We start from the raw sequence: 23,697 nt of genomic DNA on the forward strand, positions 1-23,697 counted from the left end.
CGCCGCCAGCCATGGCCGCTTCCTGCGGCAAGAGAGCAAACAACCCCTGTCATTTCAACGGCTCTTCACGATAATCAGTCTGCAATCAATGAATTGCTTCCGCGAAAGGACCGGATGGCCCGGATCGCCTACATCCTGCTGTGTCACAAGGACCCCGACGCGGTGATCGCCCAGGCCGAGCGACTGACCGCGGCCGGCGACTGCATGGCGATCCATTTCGACGGTCGCGCGCCGAAAGACGCGTTCCAGAAGATCGAGACCGCCCTTGCGGGCAATCCGAACGTGACCTTTGCCCGGCGGCGGGTGAAGTGCGGATGGGGCGAGTGGAGTCTCGTCGAGGCGACCCTCGAGGCCACACGCGCCGCGGTGGCGGCCTTTCGGCGGGCGACGCACTTCTACCTGCTCTCCGGCGATTGCATGTCGATCAAATCGGCCGAGTACGCCCATCATTTCCTCGACTCGAAGGATGTCGACTACATCGAGAGCTTCGACTTCTTCGAGAGCGACTGGATCAAGACGGGGATCAAGGGCGAGCGGCTCACTCACCGGCACTTCTTCAACGAACGCAAGCACAAGAGCCTGTTCTACGCCAGCCTGGCGCTGCAATCGCGGCTTGGCCTGACGCGGCAGATCCCCTCGGATCTGCAGATCATGATCGGTAGCCAGTGGTGGTGTCTTCGGCGCCGCACCGTCGAGGCGGTCCTGTCCTTCTGCGAGGAGCGGCCGGACGCGATGCGCTTCTTCCGGCGGACCTGGATCCCGGACGAGACCTTCTTCCAGACCGTCGTGCGCCACGTGGTGCCGGGCGTGGAGATCGAGACCCGGACGCTGACGCTGCTCATGTTCACCGATTACGGGATGCCGGTGACGTTCTACAACGACCACTTCGACCTCCTGCTCACCCAGGATTCCCTTTTCGCCCGCAAGATCAGCCCGGAGGCGACGGATCTGAAGGCCCGGCTCGGTCGGATCTATGCCGAGACAGGCGTGCATTTCCCGATCTCGGGCGAGGCGGAGAGCCTCTATCGCTTCCTGGCCGGACGCGGCCGGATCGGGCGCCGCTACGCCGCCCGGTTCTGGGAGGAGGCGGGCCACGAACAGCCGCGGGAGCTGCTGATCGTGGTGTGCAAGAAGTGGCACGTGGCTAAGCGGCTGATGGCGCGGATCAAGCAGGTCACGGCGGTGCCGGGCATCGACTACCTCTTCAACGAGGAAGACAGCGACCTGCCCGATCTCGGCGGCATCCAGTCCACCCTTGAGAAACGGACACGGCACCGGCGCGCCCTCATCCGGATGCTGTTCGACTACCACGGCAAGGAGCGGCTCGCGATCTGCCTCGACCCGTCGATGATCGACCTCATGCAGGATTTGCAGTCTGACCGCTCGACCATGCGGATGCTTGAGATCGAATGCGACATGACGGACGATTACCTCGCCGGCCACGCCATGCGCGTCGGCCTTGCCGGATCGTCCACGCCGAAGGACGTGATAGGTCGGCTGATCCCCACGATCCGCTATGATATCCTCCATGAAAGCGGTCGGCTGCGGCAGGCCGGTTTCCCGCATCTGGAGCGCATCCGGCAATCTGCGGATCCGGAGGAGAACGCCGGCCCCCTCGCCCGCTTCCTCTCGATCTCCCATGAGGAGGCGAGGGAGATCACCTCGATGCCCCACCTCTTCACCGAATGACCGCAGCCCTTCCCGAACGCTCCCTCTACGAAAAGGACCCGGCATGACCCACGCCTATGACGACACCAACATCTTCGCGAAGATCCTGCGCGGGGAGATCCCGAACGACACCGTTCTGGACACCGAGCACTCCCTCGCCTTCCGGGACATCACGCCCAAGGCGGCGGTCCATGTTCTCGTGATCCCGAAGGGCGCCTACGTGACCTACGATCACTTCGCGCGCGAGGCATCAGACGCGCAGATCGCCGATTTTACGCGCGCGATCGCCGAGGTTTGCCGCCGCGAGGGGCTGGAGGAGGGAGGCTACCGTCTCATCTCCAATGTCGGCGAGGCAGGCCTTCAGGAGGTGCCGCACATGCACGTGCACATCCTCGGCGGCCAGTCCCTCGGTCCGCTCCTCGCTGAATAAGGCGCAGGTTCCGGGTCGCCGGGCGCGTCCCCCGTGCGTCAGTGTCGGGGCCTGGATGGACGGAGACGACAGCGATGCGGGACGAGCAGGATTTGAGCGGCGCCTATCACTACGGCGTCATGCGCAGGGCGCTGGAGGAGATCGACGCGGCCGGCGGCAACCTGCCGCTCGACGACCTGGCCGCCCGCCTGGGCATGAGTTCGTCGCACTTCCAGCGCCTGTTTTCGGCCTGGGTTGGCGTCTCGCCCAAGCGCTACCAGCAGTATCTCGCGCTCGGCCATGCCAAGGCGCTCCTGCGCGACCGGCATACCGTCCTTGAGGCCGCGGACGGGGCCGGCCTGTCGGGCGGGGGCCGTCTGCACGATCTCTTCCTTCGCTGGGAAGCGATGAGCCCCGGCGCCTGGGCCGCGAAGGGAGAGGGCCAGCGCATCGCATGGGGCACATTCGACAGCCCTTTCGGCGAGGTCATCGCGATGGCGACGCAGCGTGGCCTCTGCGGGCTCGGCTTCACCGCCGAGACCGGGCGGGAGGCCGTGATGGCGGACCTCGCCGGTCGCTGGCCGAAGGCAGAGCTGCGGGAAGACCCCGCCGCGCTCGCCCCCTGGATCACCGCCGCGTTCGAGGGCCGGGGCGAGGCCCGTTTGGACCCACCGGGCGGGCCGTTCCAGATCAAGGTGTGGGAGGCGTTGATGGCTATTCCGACCGCCCATGTCGCGACCTACTCGGACATCGCGGCCGCCATCGGCCATCCGGGCGCGGTGCGGGCCGTCGGAACCGCGGTCGGGCGCAACCCGGTCGGCTTCCTCATTCCCTGCCACAGGGCGATCCGCGCCTCGGGCGGGCTTGGGGGCTACCATTGGGGGCTGCCGGTCAAGCGCGCCATCCTCGCCTGGGAATCGGCGCGCGCCGACGCGGTCTGAAACCCGCCCTGCTCCTGGAGTCACGACGACGTGCGCGATTCTTCGCTAACGTGCGTTGTCACTTGCTGTAAAGGGCGACAAGTTGCCCTAAAAATAAGGGCAGACATTCCACACCAACACTTGAGGCAAGATTCGAATGAGCATCTCCTTCAAATTCGCGGCGGCCGCGCTGACCGGCACGATCGCGCTTTCCGCCTGTACCGACCCGCGCCTTCTGAACGACGGCTCCGACCCCAACCGCACTCGTGACGGCGCCATCGTCGGCGGTCTCGTCGGTGCGGCCACCGGCGCGCTGACTGGTGAGGACGCCGAGGATCGCCGCCGCCGCGCCGTCGGCGGTGCTGTGATCGGTGCCGCGGCCGGCGGCGTCATCGGCAACCAGCTCGACAAGCAGGAAGCCGAACTGCGCCAGCAGATGGGCAACAACGTCGGTATCCAGAATACCGGCAACGAGCTGATCCTGACCCTTCCGCAGGACATCCTCTTCGCCACCGACAGCGCCTCCCTGCGTCCGGACCTGCAATCCGACCTGCGCTCGCTCGCGGCGAACCTGCAGCGTTACCCCAACACCACGGTGGACGTGATCGGCCATACCGACAACACGGGTGCTGCCTCCTACAACCAGCAGCTTTCCCAGCGCCGGGCACAATCCGTCGCGGGCGTGCTGATCAACTCCGGTGTGAACCCGGCCCGCGTCCGGTCCATCGGCCGGGGCGAGGATCAGCCCATCGCGTCCAACCTCGACGCCGCCGGCCGTCAGCAGAACCGCCGCGTCGAAGTCATCATCCGCCCGAACTGATCGGCCGGACAGACGTCGCAGGAAGGGCGGGATCTTCGGATCCCGCCCTTTTTCGTTGCCCGTTCCCCCGCGGCGGAGTTGCAGGCCGGCAAACGAAAACCGCCCCGGCCGATCAGGCGCGGAGCGGTCTTTGTATCATCCGCAGATGAGCGCAGGTCGGGTTCAGTGAAGCTTGGCTTCGACCGTCCCGATACTCTCGTCGATCAGACGGTTCTGACGCTCGCCTGTCATGCGCTCCTTGAGAACGCGCGCGGCGGCCGCCGTCGCCACCTCGATGGCGCGGTTGCGAACTTCGCGAACCGCGGACGCCTCGGCGGACGCGATCTGCTCCTCCGCGGTCGCCATGCGGCGCGTGATGGACGCCTCAAGGTCCGCCTTTGCCTGCCGGGCAGCCTCCTCGGCATCGGACCTAGCCTGCGCGACGATGCGCTGAGCCTGATCCTGCACGTCCTTCTGCTTGCGCTCGAACTCGGCGAGGACGGTCTGGGCCTCCTCGCGGAGGGCGCGCGCCTCGTCCAGTTCGGACCGGATCGTGGTGGCCCGCTTGTCGAGCATCTTCATCAGAAGACCCGGCACCTTGAAGTAGACAAGGATCGCCAGGAACAGGATGAAGGCGAGGAGCACCACGAAGTTGGTGTTCCCCAGCGAGAAGAACGGCCCGGTTGCGGCCTGCGCCGGAAGAGCCGCGAGCGCGGCCGCCGATGCGGCGAGTGCGATACGGATCATGCGGTACGGCTCCCCATCTCGGCGTCGACGGCGCCATTCACAGCGGCATCGTCCGCGTCCTGGCCGAACGCTTCGACGATGGCTTGCGCGACATCCTTGGCCACGACCTCGACATCCGCCGCGGCCTGATCGCGGATCTCGCCGATCCGTCGCTGACTCTCGGCCGTCTTCTCGGCGATGTCGGCATCGGCGGCTGCGATGGCCTCGTCGAGGTCCGCCTGGATTTCGGCGCGGGTATCGGCGGAGATCTTCTGCGCCTCGCTCCGGGCATCGGCGAGCGCCTGCTTGTAGGCCTCTTCCGCCTCGGACGCGCGGAGCTTCAGCTCCTCGGCCGCCGCGATATCGTTGGTGATCGTGCCGTTCCGCTCCGCCAGAACGGCGGCGATGCGCGGCAGCGCGATGCGGGACAGGATGAGGTAAATCGCCACGAGCGCGATCACCAGCCAGAAGATCTGGTTGGGGAACGTCTCGAGGTTCAGCTGCGGCATGCCCGCGGCCTCTTCCTCATGCGCGAGGGTCTCGGTGTGTACATCCACATCCGACGGCAATGCGCCGACGTCGTGGTTTTCCACTACTCCGGTCCGCCCCGCGGTGTCCGCCGGGGACATTTCCGCGTCGGTCTCTTCCATCGGCGTCTCCTTGGGTCAGACCCGGGGCGGGATGCCCCGGCGGCGGAAGACGATCAGGTCGCCCTCCGCCGGCATATCGCCAGTTGCAGTCCGTCCGATCAGACGGCGAACATCAGCAGCAGGGCGACGAGGAACGAGAAGATGCCGAGCGCTTCGGCGAACGCGATGCCGATGAAGAGCGTGGCGGTCTGGCCGGCGGCGGCAGACGGGTTGCGCAGGGCGCCGGAGAGGAAGTTACCGGCGACGTTGCCGATCCCGAGAGCGGACACGCCGCAGCCGAGACCTGCAAGGCCTGCACCGATGAACTGGCCCATGTTTGCGATTTCGCCTTCCATGATCTTTCTCCTTGGGACTGGAATTGGCAGATAGGGGTTCGGTCGATCCGGCCCGCCCTTAGTGGTGCGGGTGAAGCGCGTCCTTGAGATAGACGCAGGTCAGGATCGTGAAGATGTATGCCTGGATGAACGCGACCAGCAGCTCGAGCCCGTAGATCGCGGTGATCGCGAGGATCGAGAAGGGCGCGATGGCGGCTGCCGCTGCGAAGCCCGCGAAGACCTTCATCACCGCGTGTCCGGCCATCAGGTTACCGGCAAGACGGATGGAGTGGCTGACCGGGCGGATGAAGTATGAAATCAGCTCGATGATCGCCAGAACCGGGCGCAGCGCGAGCGGCGCCGAGGCGACCCAGAAGAGCGACAGGAAGCCCGTGCCGTTCTTGACGAAACCGAGGATCGTCACCGTGAAGAAGACCGCGAGGGCCAGGACGGCGGTGACGGCGATGTGCGAGGTGACCGTGAAGGCGGCGGGGATGAGGCCCAGCATGTTCGCCGTCACGATGAACATGAACAGCGTCATGATGTAGGGGAAGTATTTCAGCCCCTCCTTGCCGGTCACGTCCTCGACCATCTTGTAGACGAAGCCGTAGGCGAGCTCGGCGACCGACTGGCCGCGGCTCGGCACCACGTTGCGGCCGCGCGTTCCGAATACCAGCAGGAGCGCGATCGCCAGGACGGTCAGGGCCATCCAGAGCGTGACGTTGGTGGGGGTGTACCAGTGGATCTCGTCCCCGCCGAAGAGGGGGCGCACGATGAACTGGTCCATCGGGTGGATCTGGATGCCGCCACTGGCGCCATGCGCCGCCACGTCGTGTGCCGCTTCTTCTTCCACGTCAGCCCTCGTCGTCTGCGGCGGGCCGATCGCCCGCGTTCTTACCGATCTCCTCCGCCGTACGCATCATCACGCGCACTCCGGCGAAGAACCCGAGCCCGATGAACAGGATCAGCAGGAACGGCTTCGTTCCGAACAGGGCATCGAGCCCCATGCCGACCCCGAGACCGATCAAGAGACCGGCCACGAGCTCCGTCACCATGCGCCAGGCGATCTGCGCCTGACTGTGGTGGTCTTCCACCCGGCTCGTCTCCGGCTTTCCCGTCGTGCCCTTGAGGCGCGCGATCTGCTCATCGAGCCGGCGCAGGCGGTCCGCATTGTCGTCGTCGGTCATGGGCCGCCCCCGTCGTCGGTCGTGGTTCTAGGCAGCGGGGGCAGACAAGTCAATTGACAAAGGACTCTGCCAAGGCATTGAAAAATATTACTATTACCAAGCGAGGTCTCGCCTCCGGACGCCACGCAGCCCGGAATCTGCCCGGCTGCCATATTCAACTGCGAGGTTGACCGACGATGCGGACGCTCCTATCGGCGAGGGAATGGCCCGCCCTGCCCCCCATCATCTCGACACCCTGTTCGCCGCACTGGCCGATCCGACGCGGCGCGCGATCCTGTCGATGCTGCTGGAAGACGATATGGCGGTGACCGATGTGGCGGAGCCTTTCGAGATGTCGCTCGCGGCGATCTCGAAGCACCTGTCCGTTCTCACACGCGCCGGTCTCATTTCGCAGGAGCAGCGGGGACGGGTGAAATGGTGTCGGCTGGAGCCGGCCTCCCTGCGCGATGCCACGGTCTGGATGCAGGGATTCGGTCAGGTCGAACCGGTGGAGATCGACGCGCTCGAGCGCCTTCTCGTCCGGGAGGGATTGATTTCCGATCCCGGCGGCGCGGCGGATGAAACCTCCCGCACCGCCGATGACCGGTGATATCGGCTCAGATCAGAGCACGAACGCCACGATGGCGAGGACAATGACCACAAGGCCGACGAGATAAATGATGCGGTTCATTCTGAACTGCCTCCTAGTTGATTTGCAGCCGTAACGCGGACGTGATGATTACGGTTCCCCGCGTTCAGCCCATCCGCTCCGAGGCGTAGCTGTTGGGGGACGCCGGGAAAACCACTGTTTTGCTTCCGTTGATGAAAACGCGCCGATGGATATGGGCATGGATCGCCCGCGCGAGGACCTGCGCCTCGACATCCCGGCCCAGCGAAACATAGTCGTTGTTGCTCTGGGCGTGGGTCACACGCACCGTTTCCTGTTCGATGATCGGTCCCTCGTCGAGATCGGCCGTCACATAGTGGGACGTTGCCCCGATGAGCTTCACGCCCCGCTCGAAGGCCTGCTTGTAGGGATTTGCGCCCTTGAAGCTCGGCAGGAACGAGTGGTGGATGTTGATGATCCGGCCGGACATCTTCCGGCACATCTCGTCCGACAGGACCTGCATGTAGCGGGCGAGGATCACGAGGTCGGCGCCGGTCTCCTCGATGATGGACATCTGCTGCGCCTCGGCCTGCGCCTTGTTCTCCTTGGTCACACGGATGTGGTGGAAGGGAATATCGTGGTTCACGACGACCTTCTGGTACTCCATGTGGTTGGAGATCACCGCGACGATCTCGATCGGCAGCGCGCCGATCCGCCAGCGATACAACAGGTCGTTCAGACAGTGCCCGAAGCGGGACACCATGATGACGACCTTCATCTTCTCCGCCTCGTCGTGGAAGGCGTAGTCCATCGAGAAGCCCTTGGCCGTCGCGGCGAAGCCCTCCTCGAGCGCGGCGAGCGTGCGATCCTCCTCGGAGACGAAGCTCACGCGCATGAAGAAGTTGCCCGTCTCGGTATCGTCGAACTGGGAACTGTCGGTGATGTTGCAGCCGTGCTCGGCCAGGTAATTGGCGATGGCCGCCACGATCCCGCGGGTCGAGGGGCACTTCACGGTCAGTGCGAAATTCGTCATGTCACATCCGATTCAGAAACGCGGGGGGACGGCGGTCCCATGAGCCCGAACGCTGACCGCCGCCCGGGCCGCCGGCGCGCCGGAAAGCGCCGCACGGCGGAAGGAAAGCGGCGCGGGGCCCTGCCTTTTGTACCTCAGGCGCCGTGCAGGAAGTGCAGGACGTCGCCGTCAGCAACCTTGTAGGCCTTCCCCTCCGCCCGCATCTTGCCGGCATCCTTGGCGCCCTGTTCGCCGCCCAGGGCGACGTAATCGTCGTAGGAGATCGTCTCGGCGCGAATGAAGGCGCGCTCGAAATCGCCGTGGATGACCCCGGCGGCCTGGGGCGCCGCGACTCCGCCCGGAACGGTCCAGGCACGGGCCTCCTTGGGGCCGACGGTGAAGAACGTCTGGAGGCCCAGAAGCTCGTAGCCGGCGCGGATCAGCCGATCGAGTCCCGCCTCGTCCAGCCCCAGTGTCTCGAGGAACTCCGCTGCCTCCTCCGCATCGAGCTGGGAGATTTCCTCCTCGATCTTCGCGGAGATGACGACCGTGCCGGCGCCCTGCGCCGCGGCCATCTCCTCGACGGCGCGGGAATGGGCGTTTCCGGTCCCCGCCTCGTCCTCGGAGACGTTGCAGACATAGAGGATCGGCTTCGACGTCAGAAGCTGGAGCATCTCCCAGGCCTTCGCATCGTCCGCATCCACCTCGACGGAGCGGGCGGGCTTGCCGCCCTCGAGCGCGGCCTGCGCCGTCTTCAGAAGACGCTCCTGCTGGATCGCCTCCTTGTCGCCGCCGCGAACCTTGCGGGTGAGGTTCTGGAGCCGCTTCTCGATGGATTCGAGGTCCGAGATCATGAGCTCGGTCTCGATGGTCTCGGCGTCGTCCACGGGGTCGACCTTGCCCGACACGTGGGTCACGTCGTCATCCTCGAAGCAGCGCAGCACGTGGGCGATGGCGTCGCATTCGCGGATGTTGGCGAGGAACTGGTTGCCGAGCCCTTCGCCCTTGGACGCGCCCTTCACGAGGCCGGCGATGTCCACGAACGTCATGCGCGTCGGGATCGTGCGGGCGGATTTCGCGATGCCCGCAAGCCGCTCCAGACGCGCGTCCGGGACGGCCACGTCGCCGACATTCGGCTCGATGGTGCAGAAGGGGAAGTTCGCTGCCTGCGCCGCCGCTGTCTTGGTCAGCGCGTTGAAGAGCGTGGACTTGCCCACGTTCGGCAGCCCCACGATGCCGGTCCGAAAGCCCATGCCGGTCTCCTTGTGATGGATCGCAGGCGCATCTAGGCGAACACGGGCTCAGGGGCAAGCGGCGTGCGGGACAAGGGCCGCCGGAGGCAGCCCCTGCGGAGGTCCGTGGCGCCGCTTTGTTGCGCAGTCAGCGCGCGCGACGGTCGGCGTGGGACTGGTAGATCAGGATCCACGCCAGGAGGATGAAGATCGGGTGGCCGAGGCCGCCGCTGATCAGGATCGACGGGATCCAGATGAGGAAGGTCACGATGGCGACGATCGGCCGCCCTGCAAGCAGGATGGACAGGGGCGGCAGGAGGAGTGCGAGAATATAATTCATGGGCTCCGATATAGGCACGTCTTCGGTCATTTCACGGGATCGGCGAAATTTCCGGGTGCGGATCGCGCGGGCGTGCGCTTGATTTCCTCTCCTCGCTCGGGCAACAGCGCCGAGGACGTCTCACCAGGGAGCCGCGTCATGGCCCGGATCGCCGATACCTTCGCCCGTCTTCGCTCCAAGGGCCGCAAGGCCTTTGTCTCCTACATCATGGCGGGCGACCCGGATCGGGAGCGCAGCCTGGAGGTTCTCCGCGGGCTGCCCGGCGCGGGCGTCGACATCATCGAGCTCGGCCTACCCTTCACCGATCCGATGGCGGACGGCCCCACGATCCAGGCCGCCGGTCAGCGCGCGCTCGGCGGCGGCATGACTCTGGAGGCGACCCTCGGCATGGTCCGCGCGTTCCGCGAGGAGAACGACGAAACACCGATCGTTCTGATGGGCTACTACAATCCCATCTACTCCCGCGGCGTGGAGCGATTCCTGGCGGAGGCGAAGGAGGCCGGCGTCGACGGTCTGATCGTCGTGGACCTGCCCCCCGAGGAGGATGACGAACTCTGCATTCCCGCCCTGAAGGCCGGGATCGACTTCATCCGCCTCGCGACGCCGACGACGGACGACGCCCGCCTGCCCCGCGTCCTCGAGAACACGTCCGGCTTCGTCTATTACGTCTCGATCACCGGCATCACCGGATCGGCAGTGCCGAAGCCGTCCGACGTCGCCCCCGAAGTCGCCCGGATCAAGGCCGCGACGGACCTGCCGGTCATTGTCGGCTTCGGCATCCGCGACCCCGAGAGCGCCCGTGGCATCTCAGAGATCGCCGACGGTGCGGTAGTCGGCTCCGCCATCGTCTCCAAACTCGCCGAAGGCGGTCCGATCGAGGAGCTGCTGGCCTATGTCCGCTCCCTCGCGGACGGCGTGCATTCGGGCTGAACCAGGACGACGCCGCGGCCCCGGCGCATGTCCGGCGGCCTCGTCCGGCGCGTCCCTGCCCGCAGCCGATGTCCCCGCTTTTCCGAGGCCCCGCGCGGGCCCACTGGAGACGACATGACGATTCGAACACGCATAGCCGACTTCATCGACCGCCCGTCCTTCAGGAACGGGATCATGGCTGTGATCCTGATCAACGCGGTCGCGCTCGGGCTCGAGACATCTGAGACCGTCATGGCTCAGGCCGGCGGCCTGATCCTCACCATCGACCGGCTCTGCCTCGCGATCTTCGTCCTCGAGATCGCCGCCAAGCTCGTCGCTCGCGGCCCGTCCTTCTTCCGCTCCGGCTGGAACGTCTTCGACTTCGTCATCGTGGCGGTGGCGTTCATCCCCTCCGGGCAGGGCTTCGCCGTCCTGCGCGCGCTGCGGATCCTGCGACTCCTGCGCGTCATCTCCGTCGCCCCGACGCTTCGGCGCGTGGTGGAGGGCTTTGTCACCGCCCTGCCGGGCATGGGATCGGTGTTCCTCCTGATGGCGGTGATCTTCTACATTGCCTCGGTCATGGCCACGAAGCTTTTCAGCGAGACTTTTCCCGAGTGGTTCGGCTCCCTCGGTGCCTCCGCCTATTCGCTCTTCCAGATCATGACGCTCGAAAGCTGGTCGATGGGCATCGTGCGGCCGGTGATGGAGGTGCACTCGGAAGCCTGGCTCTTCTTCGTGCCCTTCATCCTCGTGACGACCTTTGCGGTCGTGAACCTCGTCGTCGGCCTCATCGTGAACTCGATGCAGGATGCGCACGCGCAGGAATCGAATGCCGCGACGGAGGATTATCGCGTCGAGGTGCTGCGGCGGCTCGAAGCGATCGAGATGCATCTCGCGCCGGCATCGGGAGAGACGTCCAAAGCGGCGGCGCGGGACTAGCGCGAGCCGCAAGGCACGCGAGGGGAAGGGCGTGCCCTACCCCCTCAGAGCGTCGGCTTGACGCGCAGCAAGGGCATGAAATCGGCCATCTCGGGCCCCCGCCCGCGACCGGTCAGCGCCTTGCGCAGCGGCAGGAACAGGCCCTTGCCCTTGCGCCCAGTCGCGTCCTTCACCGCCGATGTCCACTCGCCCCAGGTTTCGGGCCCGTAGGGAGGCTCGCCCAGAAGCGCCAGCGCCTCGGCCACGAACTCCCGGTCCTCGGGGTCCACCAGCGGCGGAGCGCCCTTCGTGCAGACCTCCCACCAGGGGGCAATGTCCTGCCGCGTCTCGACATTCTCGCGGAACACGTCCCAGAACGCCGCCCGCTCACCCTCCGGCACGCCGGCCGCGTCCAGCTCGTCCGCGACCGCCTCGACGGGCAGTTTCGCAAGGTAGCGGGCCGTCAGCGGGAAGAGGTCGTGCTCGTCGAACTTCGTAGGCGCCGCGCCGAACCGGGAAATGTCGAAGCCGTCGATGAGCTCCTGATGCGCCTGGCGCAGCTCCACCGGTGCCGAGGAGCCAAGCCGTGCCATCAGCGACAGGAGCGCCAGTGGCTCGACACCGCGACCGCGCAGATCCCGAAGGGACAGCGTCCCCAGCCGCTTCGACAGCGCCTCGCCCTGCGGTCCGGTCAGCAGCGAATGGTGTGAGAAGGACGGCAGCGTGCCGCCCAGTGCCTCGATGATCTGGATCTGCGTCGCGGTATTGGTGACGTGGTCGCCACCGCGGACCACATTCGTGATCCCCATCTCGGTGTCGTCCACCACCGACGCGAGCGTATAGAGCACCTGCCCGTCGCCGCGGATCAGGACAGGGTCCGACACGCTGGCCGCATCGATGCTCTGGTGGCCGAGGATGCCATCCTCCCATTCGATGCGCTGGTGGTCGAGCTTGAAGCGCCAATGTCCCGGCCGCTCCGCGCGCAGCGCATCCTTTTCCGCCTCCGACAGCTCCAGCGCGGAGCGATCGTAGACCGGCGGACGGCCCATGTTCAGCTGCTTCTTGCGCTTGAGATCCAGCTCGGCCGGGGTCTCGAAGCACTCGTAGAGCCGCCCTGCGGCCCGCAGCCGCTCCGCGGCCTCGGCATAGCGGTCAAGACGCTTGGACTGCTGCTCCTCGCGGTCCCAGTCGAGACCGAGCCAGCGCAGGTCCTCCCGGATCGCCTCGGCGTATTCGGGCTTCGAGCGCTCGGGATCGGTGTCGTCGAGGCGCAAGATGAATGTCCCGCCCCCGGCCCGCGTCACCAGCCAGTTGAAGAGCGCCGTGCGAAGGTTGCCGACGTGGAGATACCCGGTCGGAGAGGGCGCGAAACGAGTGACGGTCATGGCGAAATCTCCCGGGTGGCAGGGCGGCTTGGCTCTTTCACGTCTCGCCCGCCTTGTCCATATCGGTCGCGATGGCCCCGAGGGAGAACGCAGCATGGACTGGAGCAAGGCCGAAGCGCCGACCGTGGACGAGATCGCGGCGCTTGCGGAAACGGCCCGCGCCGCTCTGCCCCCGCCGTTCCGCAGCGGCGCCGCGGACATCGCGATCCGTGTTGTCGACTTCCCGGACGAGGCGATGCTCGCGGATCTGGATATCGAGAGCCCCTTCGACCTGACCGGCCTCTACGACGGCATTCCGCAGACGGAACGCTCCGTCCTCGATCAGCCATCCCGGCCCGACGTCATCTGGCTCTTCCGCCGTCCGATCCTTGACGAGTGGGCCGAGCGCGGGACCGTCACGCTGGGAGAACTGGTCACGCATATCCTCGTCCACGAGATCGCGCACCATTTCGGCTGGTCCGACGACGACATCGCGTCCGTGGACGAATGGTGGACCTGAGACGCAGTCCGTAACCGGTTGTTCAGCAGTAACGGCTATCGGTGCCCCGAACGAAAGGGGTCCTGGCCAATGCAACGCATCATTTCACGCTTCCGAATCACGACCATCATCCTGGCTCTCGTGGGCCTCTGCATCTCGCTTGCGGCGATCAGCACCCTGCTGGAAGTCTCCCGCGGGGTCGAAAAGTTGAACGGGATCCGCCACGCCAACGTGGTGATCGACGCGACAGAAGCGCTTGCCGAGTATTCCAGCGCGATCGCCGCTGAGAAGTCCGCCGCGGCGCTCATGCTCGCCGTGCCGGGGGACCGGTATGCCGGCCAGTATGCCGCCGCCAAGCAGCGCACGGACCAACGCGCCGACGCGCTTCGCGAGGAGATGGAGACGGCCCTGCGAGTCGCGCGGGACGCCAGGAACATGCAGGGCCTCGAGGACGTCCTCGATTCCATCGAGTCCCTCAGCGGGATCCGGGCTGAAGTCGAGACCCGCTCGCAGACCGCCCTGGAAATCCTCGAAAGCTACACCGCCGCGATCCGGCCTTCTCACGTCATGATCGGCCGCGCGGCGGACGAGATGACCGTTCCCGTTCTCGGCCGACAGATGCGCGCCTATGCTCTCCTGTCGGACGCCATCAACGACGGTGCGTTCGAGCAAGGCGCCGCGGCGGCGGGCTTTGCCGTCGGCGCATTCTCCGAAGAGATGGAAACCATCCTCACCAGGCGGCAAACTGGCCAGACCCTCCGCCTCGAGATGCTGGACGAATTCCTTGAAGCCGATTTCGTCCAGCGGGTCGAACAGATCGACAGCGGAGACGCGGCCGAACGCATCGAAAGGATGCGCGGGATCTACGCCTCCGGCACGCCCGAGCGGATCGAGAGCGTCTCGGTGCCGGCCTGGCTGACTGCAAGCGATACGCGCCTCGAACAGATGCGTAACCTGAAAGCCAGGCTCGCGGATCGCCTGCGCGAAACGGCCGAGGAATGGTCCAACGACGTCATGCATGGCCTTGTCCTGATCAGCGCCATCGAGATCGCAGTGCTTCTCTTCGTCGGTGCGCTCAGCTTCCTGATGGTCCGCGCGATCAACAAGGCCTTCACACGGACGCTGGCCCCCCTCACCGCCCTTGCCGACGGCGATCTCGACGCGGAAATTCCGCCGGCGGGACGCACCGAGTTCGGCCAGATCGCAGCCTCCATGATCGTGTTCCGGGACAATGCAATCAAGCGGCGCAGTCTTGCGGAAGACGCGGCTCGCAGCGCCGAGGCCCAGGCCGCCGTCTTCGACGACATCAAGGACGCCCTGCGCAGCGTCTCCTCGGGCGATCTGACCGTGCGCATCGATCACACGTTCCCCGAGGAGTACGAGGGCGTCAGAAAGGATCTCAACTCCGCTGTCGAGAAACTGGGGGAGGCCCTTGGCTCCCTCGTGCAGAACGCCGAAGAAATTCACAGCAATACCTCGGACATTTCCCGGGCCGCAGAGTCGCTGTCCCAGCGGGCCGGAAACCAGGCGGCCACGCTCGAGGAAACCGCCGCCGCACTCGACCAGCTCACCTCCTCGGTCTCCTCGACGGCCACAGGCGCGAAGGAAGCGGAGAAAACCGTCGCGACCGTCCGCGACGATGCGAAGAAGGCAGGTGACGTCGTGACCGCCGCGATCAAGGCGATGGACGACATCGCGGCCTCTTCCGGGAAAATCACCCAGATCACCTCGATGCTGGAGGACATCTCCTTCCAGACGAACCTCCTCGCCCTCAACGCCGGTGTCGAGGCGGCGCGGGCAGGAGAGGCCGGTCGCGGCTTCGCCGTCGTGGCCGCCGAGGTCCGGGCCCTTGCCCAGCGCAGTTCCGACAGTGCCGGCGAAATCAAGAGCCTGATCGAGGAAAGCGCGCGCACTGTGACGCAGGGCGTCGACCTTGTGGACCAGACTGGCAAGTCCCTTACCGCCATCGTCGAGCGTTTCGAGACGATCACCGCGACCGTCGAGGAAATCGCCCACGCGGCGCAGGAACAGTCCATCGGGCTGTCGGAGATCAATTCCTCCGTCAACGATCTCGACCGCGTGACGCAGGACAACGCCGCCGCTGCGAGCCAGGTGAACTCCGCCGGTGCACTGCTGCGCACGGAAAGCGAGAAACTGCGGTCGCTTGCCGAGAGCTTCCGGACGAACCGGCCGGCCGATGGAACGGTCGTTCCCTTCGGCGGGGCTGAGCGCGCCGCCTCCGCGCCCAGAACGGCACAGAAAGCTCCGGCGCCTCGTGGCGCGGCACCGGCGGCAACGGCTGCGCTGGCGGTGGAGGACCCCGGCGACGATGCATGGCTCCAGTTTTAACGCAAGGCACTCGGGAGGAACCGCATGAACAGCAGTTCCGGCACAGGATCGATCCGTCGCTTCCGGCAGACCGCCGGGGACTCGGAAAACCTGATTAATCTCGTACAGGGAGACATCGCCGTCTCGGATCGTCCCGGCGACGCACTGACCACCATCCTGGGGTCCTGTGTGGCGGTCTGCCTTCACGACGCGGAACGCAGGATCGGCGGGATGAACCACTTTCTCCTGCCGGTCTCCAACAGCGGGGGCACGGAGGGTCTCAATACGCGCAGTGGCGCGTACCTCATGGAGTTGCTGATAAATTCCATGCTGAAGAAGGGGGCACTGAAGCGCCGACTGACAGCCCGCGTCGCCGGCGGCGCAATGATGCTCGGCAACGTCCGTCCGATCGGCGCTGCCAACGCAAAGTTCGCCTCCGACTTCCTCGCCGCCGAAGGGATACCCATCGCCGGTCAGCATACCGGCGGCATCCGCTCCCGACGCCTGAAGTTCAAGATCGGGACCGGGGAAGTCCTGATGCAGCTGATACGACCGACAGAGCGGGAACTCGACGCCGTACCTGCGCCCCCCAAACTACCCGACGGATCGGGCGCCGTAGACCTCTTCTAGCTGCCCCTCGCCTGTTCATATCCGTCGGAAGCGGGGCGGCATCGGGTTCAGGGCCCGGCCCGGAACCTTAGGCGACCTCCTCATGCCGGGACCGGCTCCGCCTGCTATCCGCCCCAGCCGGGCTCGGCATCAACGACGTCGCCACGACGTCAGAGCCCGGCGAACTCCATCCTGCCGTTCCCGCCACGAACAGGACGTGCGGGAGAGGATGAAATAGCGAATGGCGGGCGGGCGGGATCCGTCTCCAGCACCTTTACGGCATTGACGGACTGGGTCGCGCTTGGAACGAGGGTATGCCGGCAAAAGTGCGGGCGAGAGCGCGCACCCTGCGCTCCAGATGCCCGGCGGCGCGTGGAGGCCCCCGGAGCAGGAACGTTGATCTGTCACAACAGACGCTGCGGTGGCGCCATGTGCAAGCGGTCGCCGACGTTCCTGACGCGTCGGCCTCGACGAGCGTCCCGGGCCCGCCGATGCAGACCCGGCGGAACGCGGAACGCGGAAAGCGGAACGCGGAACGCGGAACGCTGAACGCTGAACGCTGAACGCTGAACGCTGAACGCTGAACGCTGAACGCTGAACGCTGAACGCTGAACGCGAAGAAATCACGATTTATTGGCTGGGGAACAGTGTCGAAAGTCTCGCCCCCCGGCGGAAAGCCTTCCCGGTCCAATCTGCCGGGCGGATGAGATGATTGCAGCGCCGCGCCCAATCAGGGCACGCCCGTTGCAGCCCTGACATCAAGCCTGCCACGGCAAGGCGCGGAACGGGCGGCTTCCGCCCCATCCCATGCCCAACCGCGCGTCCATCCTCAGGTCTGGGGGTCGCCTCCGCTGTCGGCTTCGGCCGGTTCGCGTGACGGAAGCGGATCGTCGATGGGAAGGCCGGGATCGCGCCAGCGATTGACGATGGGATAGCGCCGGTCGAGCCAGAACGCGCGGGGTGTCAGGCGGGCGCCGGGGGCCGCCTGAAAGCGCTTGTATTCGCTGCCGTAGACCAGCCCCTCGACGCGGCGGACCACGTCTTCCTCGAAGCCCTCCGCGACGATGGCGGCGGTGGACAGGTCACGGTCCACCATCATCTCGAGGATACGGTCGAGATCGGCGTATGGCGGCAGGCTGTCCTCGTCCTTCTGGTCGGCGCGCAGCTCGGCCGTGGGGGGCTTGTCGATGATCCGGGTCGGAACAACCTCCCCGGACGGGCCCATCATCCAGTCACGATGCTCGGAATTGCGCCAGCGGCAGGTCTCGAAGACGCGGGTCTTGTAGAGATCCTTGATCGGATTGTAGCCGCCGGACATGTCGCCGTAGATCGTGGCATAGCCCACCGCGACCTCGGACTTGTTGCCGGTGGTGAGCAGCATCTCGCCGAACTTGTTCGACATCGCCATCAGAAGAAGCCCGCGGAGGCGGCTCTGGACGTTTTCCTCGGTCACGTCCTCTTCCAGCCCTTCGAAGAGCGGCGCGAGGGCAGCCGTCACGGCATCGCGCGGACCGCCGATATTCACCTCGTCCAGTCGGCAGCCGAGGGCAGTGGCGACAGCGGCGGCATCGTCGAGCGAGGTCTGCGACGTGAACTCGGACGGCAGCATCACGCAGCGCACGTTCTCAGGGCCAATGGCGTCCGCCGCGATCACCGCGACGATGGCGGAGTCGATCCCGCCCGACAGCCCGAGCAGCACCTTCTTGAAGCCGGACTTGCGCAGATAATCCCGCAGGGCCTCGACCATCACGCGGTAATCCTGCTCCCACGGCGATGGAACGGACGCCAGCTGGCCCGCGGCGGGGACCCAGCCGTCCTCCCCCTCCTCGAAGTCGACGTGGCGGATCGCGGTCTCGAAAAGCGGCATCTGCTGGACGAGCCCGCCCGCCCGGTCGAGGACGAAAGAGCCGCCATCGAAGACCTGGTCGTCCTGGCCGCCGGCGAGGTTGAGATAGACGAGCGGAAGCCCGGTCTCGACCGCGCGCGAGACCATGTGCCCCATGCGCACGTCGCGCTTCACGCGGTGATACGGGGAGCCGTTGGGGACAAGCAGGATCTCCGCCCCGCTTTCGGCCTGCGCCTCCGCCACATCGGGCCACCAGGCATCCTCGCAGATGGGCGAACCGATCCGGACGGGGCCGATCCGGTAGGGCCCGTGGATCGGGCTGGAGCGGAACAGGCGCACCTCGTCGAACACCCCGTCATTTGGGCGGTGATGCTTCAGGATGCGGGCGGCGACACGGCCCTTCTCGAGGATCCAGTAGGCGTTGTAGAGCGCGGGCGGATCGGCGAAGGGGCCGCCGATGGCGATGGCCGGGCCGTCCGCGCAGTCGGCCGCGAGCTGCAGGAGCGCGCGTTCGGCATGGGCGGTGAAGGCCGGCCGCCGGACGAGATCCTGTGTCTGGTAGCCGGTGATGAACATCTCCGGAAAGGCCACGAGGTCCGCGCCGGCGGCCTTTGCCTCCGCCCAGGCGTCCCGCGCCGCTGCGGCGTTGGCGTCGATCGCGCCCACGGTCGGGTTGAGCTGGGCGAGTGTCAGGCGGAATGTCGGCATGGGAGGTCTTTCGGCTCGGCAATCCTCCGCCAGATAGCAGACTGACGGTCAGTTGACAGCGCCCGGCCCGGAAAAGCGTTGCCGCCGCTCCCGGCCCGCCGTAGGTTGCGCATCCGAAACCGGAGGCGAACATCCGCCCGCTAGTCTTGGGGGAGCAGTCCGATGTCCCGAACCGCCCGATCGATCGCCCTTGCCGCCGCTCTGGCCAGTCTCGCCATGACGGCCGAGGCGCAGGTCAGCCGTGTACAGACCAAGCAATACGACAATGGCGGCGTCTACGAGGGGACGTTCAAGGACGGGCTTCAGCACGGTCGCGGCACGTATCGGCTCCCCAACGGCTACGAGTACGAGGGCGACTGGGTCGAGGGCGAGATCCTCGGTGACGGCACCGCGCGCTATCCCGACGGCTCGGTCTATACCGGCGAGTTCGTCGCGGGGAAGCCCGAGGGACAAGGCCGGATCGTCTTCGCGGATGGCGGCACCTACGAGGGCGACTGGACGAACGGCGAGATGACCGGCACCGGCACCGCCAACTATGCAAACGGCGTGCGCTACGAGGGCTCTTTCGTCAACGCGCTGCATGACGGGGAGGGCACGATGGTCTCCCCCAACGGCTATCGCTACGAAGGCCAGTGGGTCGCCGGGGTCAAGGAAGGCCGCGGCACGATCACCTATCCCGACGGCGCCGTCTACGAGGGCAATCTCAGCCGCGGGCAGCGCTCGGGTCAGGGCACGCTGACCATGCCGGACGGGCTCGAATATGTCGGCGAATGGGCCGGCGGGCAGATCAACGGCACCGGCAGGCTCGTCCAGCCGAGCGGTGATGTCTACGAAGGCGACCTCGTGGACGGCAAGCGGGACGGCCGCGGCACTGTCACCTACGCCAACGGAGACGTCTACGAGGGCGGCTTCCAGAACGACCTGCGCCACGGTCAGGGCGAATTCGTCGGGACTGACGGCTACGAATATGCCGGCGACTGGGTCGAGGGCCGGATCGAGGGAACGGGCCGCGTCGTCTACCCCGACGGATCGATCTACGAGGGGACGTTCTCGAACGATCTGGCAGACGGCCAGGGCAAGATCACCTATGCCGACGGCTCGACCTACGAGGGCGGCTGGACGGCCGGCGTGATCGACGGCGAAGGCACCGCCACCTATGCCAACGGCCTCACCTATACCGGCGGTTTCGCGGACGGCCAGAACGATGGCCAGGGCGTGATGACCTCCCCCGACGGCTACCGCTACGAAGGCGAATGGCAGGCCGGGCTGCGCCATGGCGAGGGCACGGCGACCTATGCAGACGGCACCGTCTACGAGGGCGGCTTCGTCGAGGGTCAGCGCGACGGCCAGGGCACGATCACCATGACCGACGGCTTCACCTATACCGGCGGCTGGTCCGATGGCGAGATCAGCGGCGAGGGCGTCGCCACCTACGCCAACGGCGACCGCTACGAGGGATCGTTTGCCGACGGAAATCGCCAGGGTGAGGGAACGATGGTCTACGCGACCGGCGAGGAAGCCACAGGCACGTGGGACGACGGCGTCCTGACCAGCACCGCAGACCCTGCGGACGCAGTGCCGGCGGCGGCCGATGGCGAGGCGGAGACCACCACTCAGTAGGACCCTGCGACGGTCCCGCATCGGCGGGGCCCTTGTCGCTGGCGCCTTCGACCCTCGCGGCTAGACCACTTCGCCCTTCTCCATGCGGCCGAGGAACTCCTCCGCTTCCGCAAGGATAGTATCGCGCTTCTCGTCCTTCATCCGATCCCAGGTCCGGTACATGTTGCCCATCCGGGGATTGCGCTCGAAGCGGTCCCGGTGCCTGTCCAGGAAGGCCCAGTAGAGCAGGTTGAACGGGCAGGCCCCCTCCCCCGTCTTGGTCTTCACGTCGTAATGACAGCCGCCGCAGTAGTCGGACATCCTGTCGATGTAATTGCCCGAGGAAATGTACGGTTTCGAGCCGACGATCCCGCCGTCGGCGAACTGGCTCATGCCGATGACATTGGGCGCCTCCACCCATTCGTAGGCATCGGCGTAGACCTCGAGGTACCATTCGTGCACCTGGTGCGGGTCGATCCCGGCAAGGAGGGCGAAGTTGCCGGTCACCATCAGGCGCTGGATATGGTGAGCGTAGGCGTGCTCCTTCGTGTCCCTCACGGCTGAGCCGACGCAGTTCATGCGCGTCTCGGCGCCCCAGTAGAATCCGGGCAGGTCGCGGTCATGGCGCAGGATGTTGCGGGAGGTGTAGTCCGGCCCCTGCAGGAAATAGATCCCGCGCATGTACTCCCGCCAGCCGATGATCTGGCGAATGAAGCCTTCGACCGCATTGATCGGCGCATCTCCCTGCCGCCACGCCTCTTCCGCTGCCTCGCAGATCTCCTGCCAGCTCAGGAGCCCGGCATTGAGGTAGAACGAGACATGGGCATGGTAGAGGAAGCCGTTCCCCTCCAGCATCGCGTCCTGGTAATCGCCGAACTTCGGCAGGGCGTTCTTGATGAAATGCGTGAGCGCGCGCCGGGCCTGACCGGGTTCGGTGGCGAGAGTGAAGGGGCGGAGGTCCCCGAAGTTCTCGCCGAACCGGGCCTCGACGAGGTCCAGCACCTCCTCCACGACCTCATCGGGCGTGAATTCCATGGGCCCGCCATAGTCGATCTCGCCGGGAGCGGGCTTGCGGTTCTCGTGATCGAAGTTCCATTTCCCGCCCGCGGGCTCCCCGCCCTCCATCAGGAGGCCGGTCTCGCGCCGCATCTCGCGATAGAACCACTCCATCCGGAGTTCCTTGCGATCCTTCGCCCAGTCCTCGAAGCGGGCGTGACTGGCGAGGAAGCGATCATCGGAGAGCTGCGTGACGTCGAGCGGGCAATCGTTCAGAGCCTCGATCAGACGCCATTCACCGGGCTCGGTGGCCAGCACCTCGGCCGCCCCCCGCTGCTCCGCGCGGCGCAGAAGCTCGCCGGGGATGGAGCCCGCGTTCTCGGTATCGTCGAGCTCGGTGTAGTCCACCGTCCAGCCATCCTCCCTCAGCCGCGCGGCGAACTTGCGCATGGCGGCGAAGAGAAAGGCGATCTTCTTCGGATGATGGCGGACATAGCTCGCCTCGGACATGACCTCCGCCATGACGACGACATCCTCGGCCCTGTCGGCCTCGCGCAGCGCGTGGATGTCCGGGGAAAGCTGATCCCCGAGGACGAGAACGAGACGGCTCACCAGTCGATTCTCCTGCCATGCTGATCGAAGAACCCGCCGCTTTCCTCGGGGCCGAGACGGTCCAGCACCGCGAGGAGATTGGCGGCGGCCTCCGCCGGCGGGACCGTTTTGTGCCGCGCGGTGTAGTCCTCGGTGAATGGGGTCTCGACGGTGCCGGGGTGAAGGCAGAGGAGAGTCGCCTGCCGGTGCGTGCGGGCAAGTTCGATTGCGGCGCCGTGCATCAGCATGTTCAGCGCAGCCTTGGACGCGCGATAGGAATGCCAGCCGCCGATGCGGTTGTCCCCGATCGATCCGACGCGGGCGGAGAGCGCGGCGAAGGTGGCCGGCCTGTCCTTCGGCAGCAGTCGAAGGGCGTGCTTGAGGACGAGCATGGGGCCGGCCGCGTTCACCTCGAAGACGCGGGTCAGTGAATCGGCCGTGACGGCGGCGATGGATTTCTCGGGTGGAGTGTCGGCGGCAAGGATGCCGACGGCGCAGAGGATCAGGTCGAACTCCCCTTGCAGCGTGCCGAGGCAGCGCTCGACCGACGCCTCGTCCCGGACGTCGAGCCCGTCCTCGCGGCGCGACAGCCGGACGACCTCCCCCCGCTCCCCGAGCGCCTCCGCCAGCGCCGATCCGATCCCGCCAGAGGCGCCCACGACGAGGGACCTCATTCGGCGTAGACCATCTTGCGGCCCATGCCGCCGTCCACCACCAGCGTCTGCCCCGTGACGAACCCGGCATCGGCGAGGTAGATCACCGCCTCCGCGATATCCTCGGGCCGGCCGGCACGGCCAACCGGGTGCTGGCCGTGGTCGATTTCGCGCAAGGCAGGCCGCTCCTTGGGCGGGACGATCCAGCCGGGCAGGATGGTGTTCGCCCGCACCTCGGGCCCGAGGGAGACGGCGAGGGACTGGGTCAGCCCGATCAGCCCGCCCTTCGCGGCGCCGTAGCCCTCGCAGTCCGGCTCCGCCTGAACGGCGCGCACGGAGGACATGGTGACGATGGAGCCGCCCCTCGCCCGCAATCCCGGCACGGCGGCGCGGACCGTCAGGAAGGCGCCGAGGAGATGACTGTCCGTCATCTTGCGCCAGCCCTCCAGCGACAGCTCCTCGATGGGGCCGGTGACGGGATGGGCGATGCCGGCATTCGAGACGAGAAGGTCGATGCCGGGCGTCCCGAACTGTTCCGCGGCCTTCGCGAAGGCCTCGGCGACCGCCGCTTCATCCGTGACATCGCAGGTGATCGGCAGGACGCCGCCCTCGCCCCGTGCGAGGCCGTCTGCGTCCAGATCCAGCGCCGCGACGCGCCAGCCCTTGCCCGCAAGGCGTTCGCAGATCGCCCGCCCGATGGTGCCGGCCGCGCCGGTCACGATTGCAATTCTCGGTTCCATGCCGGGGGAGGTAGACGCGGGCACAGGACGGTCAATCGAGGGGTTTTCATTTACCTTTGCGTGATTATAGTCCGCCCCATGACCGGACGCCCAC

24 protein-coding genes are annotated in these 23,697 nt (G+C 66.5%); 11 read left to right on the forward strand and 13 right to left on the reverse strand.

Going from position 1 to position 23,697, the window contains the following annotated elements; all coding sequences use genetic code 11:
* Window positions 1-114 precede the first annotated feature (114 nt).
* The 4 genes from DQG15_RS12800 (at window position 115) to DQG15_RS12815 (ending at window position 3,817) form a co-directional block, all read left to right on the forward strand.
* Window positions 115-1,689 carry a DUF5928 domain-containing protein gene (locus DQG15_RS12800; protein WP_116085822.1) on the forward strand — a complete coding sequence of 525 codons (1,575 nt, stop codon included), beginning with the start codon at window positions 115-117 and terminating at the stop codon, window positions 1,687-1,689.
* A gap of 43 nt (window positions 1,690-1,732) precedes the next feature.
* Entirely contained in the window at window positions 1,733-2,098 is a 366-nt protein-coding gene (locus DQG15_RS12805; protein WP_116085824.1) for an HIT domain-containing protein, read from the forward strand.
* Window positions 2,099-2,172: 74 nt separating this feature from the next.
* Window positions 2,173-3,018 (forward strand): bifunctional helix-turn-helix domain-containing protein/methylated-DNA--[protein]-cysteine S-methyltransferase, encoded by an 846-nt coding sequence (locus DQG15_RS12810; protein WP_116085825.1) that lies wholly within the window; start codon window positions 2,173-2,175, stop codon window positions 3,016-3,018.
* A gap of 136 nt (window positions 3,019-3,154) precedes the next feature.
* Window positions 3,155-3,817: an OmpA family protein gene (locus DQG15_RS12815; RefSeq protein WP_116085827.1), complete on the forward strand. Its 663-nt coding sequence runs from the start codon at window positions 3,155-3,157 to the stop codon at window positions 3,815-3,817.
* Between the two features lie 162 nt (window positions 3,818-3,979).
* Here the strand turns inward: DQG15_RS12815 and DQG15_RS12820 are convergent, their stop codons facing one another.
* The 5 genes from DQG15_RS12820 to DQG15_RS12840 form a co-directional block, all read right to left on the reverse strand.
* The gene (locus DQG15_RS12820; protein WP_116085828.1) at window positions 3,980-4,543 is read right to left on the reverse strand and encodes a F0F1 ATP synthase subunit B; all 564 of its coding nucleotides are present in this window, start codon (window positions 4,541-4,543) and stop codon (window positions 3,980-3,982) included.
* On the reverse strand, window positions 4,540-5,172 hold the full coding sequence (locus DQG15_RS12825; protein WP_255415136.1) for a F0F1 ATP synthase subunit B': 633 nt from the start codon (window positions 5,170-5,172) through the stop codon (window positions 4,540-4,542). The genes DQG15_RS12820 and DQG15_RS12825 overlap by 4 nt, the downstream gene beginning before the upstream one ends.
* Before the next feature lie 98 nt (window positions 5,173-5,270).
* A complete protein-coding gene (locus DQG15_RS12830; RefSeq protein ID WP_116085830.1) occupies window positions 5,271-5,507 on the reverse strand; it encodes a F0F1 ATP synthase subunit C in 237 nt (78 codons plus the stop codon).
* A gap of 58 nt (window positions 5,508-5,565) precedes the next feature.
* The gene (locus DQG15_RS12835) at window positions 5,566-6,339 is read right to left on the reverse strand and encodes a F0F1 ATP synthase subunit A (protein ID WP_255415137.1); all 774 of its coding nucleotides are present in this window, start codon (window positions 6,337-6,339) and stop codon (window positions 5,566-5,568) included.
* Window position 6,340: 1 nt separating this feature from the next.
* Window positions 6,341-6,673, reverse strand: a complete 333-nt coding sequence (locus DQG15_RS12840) for an AtpZ/AtpI family protein (RefSeq protein WP_116085831.1) — start codon at window positions 6,671-6,673, stop codon at window positions 6,341-6,343.
* 202 nt (window positions 6,674-6,875) lie between these two features.
* Between DQG15_RS12840 and DQG15_RS12845 the strand changes: the two genes are divergently transcribed.
* Window positions 6,876-7,262 carry a metalloregulator ArsR/SmtB family transcription factor gene (locus tag DQG15_RS12845; protein WP_116086338.1) on the forward strand — a complete coding sequence of 129 codons (387 nt, stop codon included), beginning with the start codon at window positions 6,876-6,878 and terminating at the stop codon, window positions 7,260-7,262.
* A gap of 145 nt (window positions 7,263-7,407) precedes the next feature.
* On the opposite strand, the gene purU is transcribed toward DQG15_RS12845, so the two are convergent.
* The 3 genes from purU to DQG15_RS12860 all read right to left on the reverse strand — a co-directional run bounded on the left by purU (window position 7,408) and on the right by DQG15_RS12860 (window position 9,843).
* Window positions 7,408-8,292 (reverse strand): formyltetrahydrofolate deformylase, encoded by an 885-nt coding sequence (purU, locus tag DQG15_RS12850; protein ID WP_116085833.1) that lies wholly within the window; start codon window positions 8,290-8,292, stop codon window positions 7,408-7,410.
* 134 nt (window positions 8,293-8,426) lie between these two features.
* A complete protein-coding gene (ychF, locus tag DQG15_RS12855; RefSeq protein ID WP_116085834.1) occupies window positions 8,427-9,524 on the reverse strand; it encodes a redox-regulated ATPase YchF in 1,098 nt (365 codons plus the stop codon).
* A gap of 127 nt (window positions 9,525-9,651) precedes the next feature.
* Entirely contained in the window at window positions 9,652-9,843 is a 192-nt protein-coding gene (locus DQG15_RS12860; protein ID WP_116086340.1) for a hypothetical protein, read from the reverse strand.
* A 138-nt stretch (window positions 9,844-9,981) separates the two neighbouring features.
* On the opposite strand from DQG15_RS12860, the gene trpA reads away from it, so the two are divergent.
* Together trpA and DQG15_RS12870 are read left to right on the forward strand one after the other, a co-directional pair.
* Window positions 9,982-10,773 carry a tryptophan synthase subunit alpha gene (gene trpA, locus DQG15_RS12865; protein WP_116085836.1) on the forward strand — a complete coding sequence of 264 codons (792 nt, stop codon included), beginning with the start codon at window positions 9,982-9,984 and terminating at the stop codon, window positions 10,771-10,773.
* A gap of 114 nt (window positions 10,774-10,887) precedes the next feature.
* Window positions 10,888-11,691 carry an ion transporter gene (locus DQG15_RS12870; protein WP_116085837.1) on the forward strand — a complete coding sequence of 268 codons (804 nt, stop codon included), beginning with the start codon at window positions 10,888-10,890 and terminating at the stop codon, window positions 11,689-11,691.
* Between the two features lie 44 nt (window positions 11,692-11,735).
* On the opposite strand, the gene gltX is transcribed toward DQG15_RS12870, so the two are convergent.
* The gene (gene gltX / locus DQG15_RS12875; RefSeq protein WP_116085839.1) at window positions 11,736-13,055 is read right to left on the reverse strand and encodes a glutamate--tRNA ligase; all 1,320 of its coding nucleotides are present in this window, start codon (window positions 13,053-13,055) and stop codon (window positions 11,736-11,738) included.
* A gap of 94 nt (window positions 13,056-13,149) precedes the next feature.
* Between gltX and DQG15_RS12880 the strand changes: the two genes are divergently transcribed.
* The 3 genes from DQG15_RS12880 (at window position 13,150) to DQG15_RS12890 (ending at window position 16,491) form a co-directional block, all read left to right on the forward strand.
* Entirely contained in the window at window positions 13,150-13,554 is a 405-nt protein-coding gene (locus tag DQG15_RS12880; RefSeq protein ID WP_116085840.1) for a metallopeptidase family protein, read from the forward strand.
* Between the two features lie 69 nt (window positions 13,555-13,623).
* On the forward strand, window positions 13,624-15,882 hold the full coding sequence (locus tag DQG15_RS12885; protein ID WP_116085842.1) for a methyl-accepting chemotaxis protein: 2,259 nt from the start codon (window positions 13,624-13,626) through the stop codon (window positions 15,880-15,882).
* 24 nt (window positions 15,883-15,906) lie between these two features.
* Entirely contained in the window at window positions 15,907-16,491 is a 585-nt protein-coding gene (locus tag DQG15_RS12890; protein WP_116085843.1) for a chemotaxis protein CheD, read from the forward strand.
* Window positions 16,492-17,299: 808 nt separating this feature from the next.
* On the opposite strand, the gene DQG15_RS12895 is transcribed toward DQG15_RS12890, so the two are convergent.
* The gene (locus DQG15_RS12895; protein ID WP_116085845.1) at window positions 17,300-19,024 is read right to left on the reverse strand and encodes an NAD+ synthase; all 1,725 of its coding nucleotides are present in this window, start codon (window positions 19,022-19,024) and stop codon (window positions 17,300-17,302) included.
* A gap of 162 nt (window positions 19,025-19,186) precedes the next feature.
* On the opposite strand from DQG15_RS12895, the gene DQG15_RS12900 reads away from it, so the two are divergent.
* Window positions 19,187-20,644 (forward strand): MORN repeat-containing protein, encoded by a 1,458-nt coding sequence (locus DQG15_RS12900; RefSeq protein ID WP_116085846.1) that lies wholly within the window; start codon window positions 19,187-19,189, stop codon window positions 20,642-20,644.
* Between the two features lie 60 nt (window positions 20,645-20,704).
* On the opposite strand, the gene DQG15_RS12905 is transcribed toward DQG15_RS12900, so the two are convergent.
* From DQG15_RS12905 to DQG15_RS12915, 3 genes are read right to left on the reverse strand one after another with little or no spacing between them, the layout of a single operon-like run.
* Window positions 20,705-22,234 (reverse strand): cryptochrome/photolyase family protein, encoded by a 1,530-nt coding sequence (locus tag DQG15_RS12905; RefSeq protein ID WP_116086342.1) that lies wholly within the window; start codon window positions 22,232-22,234, stop codon window positions 20,705-20,707.
* On the reverse strand, window positions 22,228-22,884 hold the full coding sequence (locus DQG15_RS12910) for an SDR family NAD(P)-dependent oxidoreductase (protein WP_116085848.1): 657 nt from the start codon (window positions 22,882-22,884) through the stop codon (window positions 22,228-22,230). Before DQG15_RS12910 ends, DQG15_RS12905 begins: the two co-directional genes overlap by 7 nt.
* The gene (locus tag DQG15_RS12915) at window positions 22,881-23,603 is read right to left on the reverse strand and encodes an SDR family NAD(P)-dependent oxidoreductase (protein ID WP_198665147.1); all 723 of its coding nucleotides are present in this window, start codon (window positions 23,601-23,603) and stop codon (window positions 22,881-22,883) included. Before DQG15_RS12915 ends, DQG15_RS12910 begins: the two co-directional genes overlap by 4 nt.
* Window positions 23,604-23,697 lie beyond the last annotated feature (94 nt).

This window comes from Tropicimonas sp. IMCC34011, from assembly GCF_003390865.1.
In the GTDB taxonomy this organism is placed as follows: domain Bacteria; phylum Pseudomonadota; class Alphaproteobacteria; order Rhodobacterales; family Rhodobacteraceae; genus Tropicimonas_B.